At 36.7% G+C, this 5,136-nt stretch carries 8 protein-coding genes and 1 pseudogene; 1 reads left to right on the top strand and 8 read right to left on the bottom strand.

Translation table 11 applies throughout. The features are described from left to right. On the top strand, window positions 1-213 hold a 213-nt coding region (locus tag Q0W26_RS11305; protein ID WP_298525466.1), incomplete at its 5' end, for a hypothetical protein. A gap of 6 nt (window positions 214-219) precedes the next feature. On the opposite strand, the gene Q0W26_RS11300 is transcribed toward Q0W26_RS11305, so the two are convergent. The 8 genes and pseudogenes from Q0W26_RS11300 to Q0W26_RS11265 all read right to left on the bottom strand — a co-directional run. Continuing rightward, a complete protein-coding gene (locus Q0W26_RS11300) occupies window positions 220-843 on the bottom strand; it encodes a hypothetical protein (RefSeq protein ID WP_298525464.1) in 624 nt (207 codons plus the stop codon). Between the two features lie 52 nt (window positions 844-895). Continuing rightward, complete coding sequence (locus tag Q0W26_RS11295; protein ID WP_298525461.1) at window positions 896-1,132, bottom strand: hypothetical protein; 237 nt, start codon at window positions 1,130-1,132, stop codon at window positions 896-898. Between the two features lie 115 nt (window positions 1,133-1,247). Further along, complete coding sequence (locus Q0W26_RS11290; protein WP_298525458.1) at window positions 1,248-1,529, bottom strand: transcriptional regulator; 282 nt, start codon at window positions 1,527-1,529, stop codon at window positions 1,248-1,250. Window positions 1,530-1,599: 70 nt separating this feature from the next. Next, window positions 1,600-2,598, bottom strand: a complete 999-nt coding sequence (locus tag Q0W26_RS11285) for a tetratricopeptide repeat protein (RefSeq protein ID WP_298525456.1) — start codon at window positions 2,596-2,598, stop codon at window positions 1,600-1,602. A gap of 243 nt (window positions 2,599-2,841) precedes the next feature. Further along, on the bottom strand, window positions 2,842-3,516 hold the full coding sequence (locus tag Q0W26_RS11280) for a zinc ribbon domain-containing protein (protein ID WP_298525453.1): 675 nt from the start codon (window positions 3,514-3,516) through the stop codon (window positions 2,842-2,844). Between the two features lie 72 nt (window positions 3,517-3,588). Then, the gene (locus Q0W26_RS11275) at window positions 3,589-3,951 is read right to left on the bottom strand and encodes a hypothetical protein (RefSeq protein ID WP_298525450.1); all 363 of its coding nucleotides are present in this window, start codon (window positions 3,949-3,951) and stop codon (window positions 3,589-3,591) included. Window positions 3,952-4,044: 93 nt separating this feature from the next. Next, the gene (locus Q0W26_RS11270; RefSeq protein WP_298525447.1) at window positions 4,045-4,569 is read right to left on the bottom strand and encodes a hypothetical protein; all 525 of its coding nucleotides are present in this window, start codon (window positions 4,567-4,569) and stop codon (window positions 4,045-4,047) included. A 367-nt stretch (window positions 4,570-4,936) separates the two neighbouring features. Next, a pseudogene (locus Q0W26_RS11265) lies at window positions 4,937-5,136 on the bottom strand (AMP-binding protein); the annotation flags it as partial.

The following is a 5,136-nucleotide window of genomic DNA, read 5'->3' as shown; positions in this document are numbered from 1 at the left end:
GTAAACACTAAAAATAATATATTAATTACACAAAAAAATCAAAGACCCCTATTTTCTGCAATTCATCCTCATCTTAAGAAGGCGAGGTATTCTTGCACATTTAAGATAAATAATTATCCATTAGCTATTTCACTATCAGTTCACCACATAGAGGAATATTTTCTATTGGAGATTTTTCTCAAATGCCAATTCATGAACTTCAAAACCATATGAACTCAGCTAATAGGAACCGTAGCTTTCCCTTTTGAAGTCATTTCGACGGTCAACATTAGTCAATTCATCAATCTCCCGGGCTTTTCTCTCCCTTTCATTTTCCCTTTCACGCATTTGCCTATAATCATCACTTTTTGAATTGATTTCAATTATCAAATCTATCAAATCGGAAGAATACCTGTTTTTGCCGAACTTGTCCCTTTGCTTTTTGACAATGTCTCCATCCAGTATGAACCAAAAGTCATTTCTCTTTTTGATTTTTGCCTTTAAATCCTGCAGACTGTTGGCATATACAGGAGATGTCCTAAAGAATTCCTTTTTTATCGAATTTTTGTAATACCACCTGATTCCATCCGGATAATGAGCTTTAGTTACTCCGAAAACACCAGTTTTATTCTTTTCCAACTCCAACTGAAGCTTTTCGAAAAAAACGGAAAACAGCTTCTTAATGATAATGTTGTGATTATAATCATCAGCCAACAGCTCATTCAAATCAAACATCCCATTTTCAAGATTGTCTAATGTTGATTTGATGCATTTGCCGTATTTGGACTTTCCGTCATTTGCATAATAAGAATGGATTTGCTTAATCGCAAAGTTGTTCTCATCAAGAGTCAGTTCTATTTTCATCCCTTTTCACCCATTATCACCCAATAACTGCAGTAATAGCACTTTTTTGACATTATCTCAGCTCATCATAGATTTCCTCGACTTCCCAATCAGGAATGAGGTCATTTTCAAGATCATACAAATCGTATCCGTGCTCCTCAAGCACTTCAATCAAATCATCCTCATCAAAGACTGAAAAGTCAAGCTCATCATCTTCACTATCAGTCGAACTGCTGCTTATATATCCGCAATCCGAACAGTAAGGCTCACCGGGATCGATAAAAGTTCCACATACCGGACAGATTCCCATATTATCACATTCAATATCCTATTTAAAAAATATTCCATCTGGAAATTAAAAAAAGTAGAGAGGATATGTCCTGAATCAGTTCAATCAAAGCAGATTCCAGAACAATCAAAAAGAGTTATTTTCTTTCCAAGACAACACTGTCAACAATACCTTCGCCAATATCGGTGAGTCGGTAAAGTCTTCCTCTGTGGGCATCCTCATTTACGCATTCTGCAATGCCTTCTCTTTTCAGGTCACGAAGGACTTTTGATATATGGTTTTTTCTTATTCCGGTTTCTTCCGCAAGTTTGGTTGGAGTTTTAACATCTCCTTTCAGAGCTTTGGTAGCCTTTGCCCTGTAGGTTGAAATGTTTACATAAGCTAATTTTATTAACAATTCATCGTCCATTATTAACACCTACCGTATAATATGTTAATAACATGATATAAATATTTCCTAAAAAAGTGTGAAAAATATTGACCATCCATCAAATCCTATCCAACAGGCATTTTTCATAATGCACATCCATACCCAACGATTCCATAGACGATATTTTACATGAAAGTGCAATGAAATACATTTTGTCTGCAACGAAATGGACACTTAGTAAATCATCCACACATCTGATTGCATCTTCATGGCGTTTTGCTTCATTTAAAATCAGTGCCCTGTAAAGCTGCTGATCCTTGGTGATATTTCGTGCATTGATGAATGAGTCATCCAAGGCCATACCCAGAGAATGCATGCAAAATCCCCTCATGAAGTATGCATAATCCCTCGGATTGACATTCAAAGACTCATTAAAACATTCCAAAGCGCCATCGAATCTTTGAAGCTTGAAAAGGGCAGTTCCCTTTTTGTTTAAAATATTATATAAAATCTTTGACTTGAACTTTGAGGGATTGGCAAGCGCCTTGTCATAGCTTTCAACCGCCTTTTCAAAGTCCCCACGTGAAAAAAGCTCATCTCCTGTGAATATGAACCTCTTGATTTTCGGGAAATTGTCCCTTTCCTCAGATGATTTGGCCAGAAGCAGCCTGTGATATTCAATGTCTTTAAGATTAGGGTTTGCCTTTAAGGCCCTCTTATAGTGCCTCAGTGCCTTGACGAAATGACCCTGACCGAAGAGTGCATGGGACTTGAAAAGAAGAGCTTCTGAGTAATCTTTATCATAATATATGACCTCATCAAAACATTCGATGGCCTTAGCATACTTTTCCAAGTCCAGATATTTCCGTCCCTCGTCCAGGATGTTTCTGATTTCTATTTCCTTTAGGATATGCTCGGCCAAAAAGCACCTGTTGAGATTTTCAAAGAGGATTCTTTCAATGAATCCGTCGTTTGAATACATCCATGAGGTAGCCCGTCCGTTAATGTCAAACTTGACCTTACCATCAAGCGTAAAAATAGTAAGATTGAAATTATAGGTGATTTCATCACCGCTTCGGGATGCGACATATGATTCGGGAATGTTCAGCAAATTCATTGAATATATATTTGCCAAACATTGCCTAAAAAGTTAATGATTATCGTTTTTCTCATGATATTCCTTTTCAAGAAGTTCAATAAACTTGATGAACTCTTCCCTATCCTTGAAAATGTAGATTCCTTGCCTATCCATCATATCACCAATACATTATTGCGGTTTAGCCACGAAAAAAACTGAAAATAGGAGTTAAGTGATATTACGAATGCTAAAAAAAACATGGCCAAACCGCTGTCAACATGATCATCTGAGTAGCTTATCCATATTATGGCTGGTTAACCTCTCGTTTATCTCATCAGTTCTTTTCTGATAATACTCTCTAGTCATCTGGGATTTCTTCTGCCAGAACTCTTCGCTTTTAGGCGTTTTTCGCCTGTTCTGCCTTGCTAATCTGGAGCGTCCCTTGAGAAATCTCTCACTTCCAAATGATTTTCTTATTCCAAATTCGTTTGATGGTCCGTTATTCTTTTTAGGCTTTGAAGAATCATCAACGACACTTGAAACCTCAAAGTCAGGAACATAGCTTTCGCTCTTTTCTGTTTCTGCCTTTTTGAATGTTGATGATGTTGGAATCACTTCTGGCTTTTGAAGTGAACTTGCCCTTAAAAAATCAGTTTCAAACTGTGGTGTTTTTACCAATTCTACCTTTTTAGTGGAGTTTCGGGATTTGTCCCTGAACTCCCAAGGATAATTATTCTCATGAGCCATGAAAGCCAGCTCCTCTATTGAGCCTGCATTCAAAACCACCTGATTACCCTTGTCGCTGAACAGGTAGACGAACCCATCTTCGTGATCAAATACGTTCAACATCTCGGTTGTGAAATCCCCAGGATTTTCACCGGACAATTTTGTGCCACAAACCCTGCAGTAGACAAAATTATCCCTTATCTTTTTTGCGCAATTAGGACATACTGCCATAATCTTACCTCCTAAATCAAAATGTTTCCAAATGCTACACACACTAACAAATATCCAATCAAAAAGACGAATTTAGCCAATTCTCTTAAGTTTAACACATCTACCTCCCAATTCTTCATCGAATACATACCATATTCTGTTTTGACTTTTAACTATTCTTTTAAGTTCGCTTATGTTTTTTGCTTTAATCTTTATTCCCTTCTCTTCATAACACCAGTAATGGCCTTTGAGTGAGACCCTGAATATTCCTGTGTTATTGTTTATGTAATTGCTTTCAAGCTCCAATGCCAATGCAGTTTCCAATGTGAGCAGAATTTCCTTCAGCTCGTAGTTTTTAATGTGCCCCAAATCAAGGACACCCCAATCAATTGCCTTTAATGTATCTTCACACATGAATTCGATTATCTCATATCTAAATTTTTCAAAATCTAACATATGCACCCCAATTATTCTATAAACCCAACAACGATTGAAATAAAACATTATTACTACATATGACACCTCACAAAAAATTTGAGTGCAGAGAATCTACACTTCAAGGAACTCTTTCATCAGATTGATTATGAATTTATTTAAAGGATTGTCCTGTGAGAGATATGTCTCATTGCCCCTTTTGGAACCGAACTCTGCAAAGTAAGGGGTCTGACCGCACCCACCATCTACAGTTGTTCCGAAGGTGACCTCATCTCCTTTAATCTTTATTCCATAATCAGCCATCTCAACGACCTGAATGCTGTCAATGTCGTTTGTCCTGAAGATCTTTTCATCCGGTCCGATTTCAATGGTGAATATTGCCTCATCATCGACAATATCTCCTGTCAGATAGCAGATTCTCAAGTAGATGCCGTTGGAATCTATTTTTCTTCCGATGAATTTGAAAAATTCATCATCCATCTGGTCGTATGAGTACTTTTCATCGGCAATGCCTGCATATGTCGGCATGTAGTCGTCTGCTGTGAGTTCATCCACAAAGAAATGGAACTCCGGATGATTGTTTATTGCTTTTTCAACTGTCTCTTTTACATTGATTTGATTTGCACTAAATTTCTCCATGTTTATTCCTCTAATGATGATGGTTTAGATACTCTAAACAAGTTCGACAAACTAAGTTGAAATTAAAAGCTGCTTAATCCAAAGGTGAAAAATGATTATTTTAAGTTTGATTTAAAAGATTAAGCAACTTGTAATCTTAAATTGTTACTACGCTCCATGCAGTAGTTTCATATACTTGTGGCATTATTATCAACCCCTTTTTAGATAGTTGAATTCGTATAGAGACAAATTACTTCGATATAATGGCGTGGTTATATATCATAAATCATAGTTACAATATTTACTTTATTTCAAATCATATATAAACCTTGCGGTTTTTTGAAATATTTTGAAAAAAAATTAGGAATAAAAAAAGTAAATTAAGAGGTTATAATTCCCCTCTTTCGCGCCTTTCTTCAAGATACTGGAGACCTAAATCTCCCAGTTTGTACTTTTGGATTTTTCCACTGGTTGTAAGTGGGAATTCATCCACAAAGAACACGTATTTAGGTACCTTATACCTTGCAATTGAACCTATGCAGAAATCTCGAATGTCAGCTTCTGTGCCTTCCTCAAAGCCGTCCTCCT

This window comes from uncultured Methanobrevibacter sp., assembly GCF_947169325.1.
Classification (GTDB): domain Archaea; phylum Methanobacteriota; class Methanobacteria; order Methanobacteriales; family Methanobacteriaceae; genus Methanocatella.
This window is presented reverse-complemented; position numbering and strand designations above follow the sequence as displayed.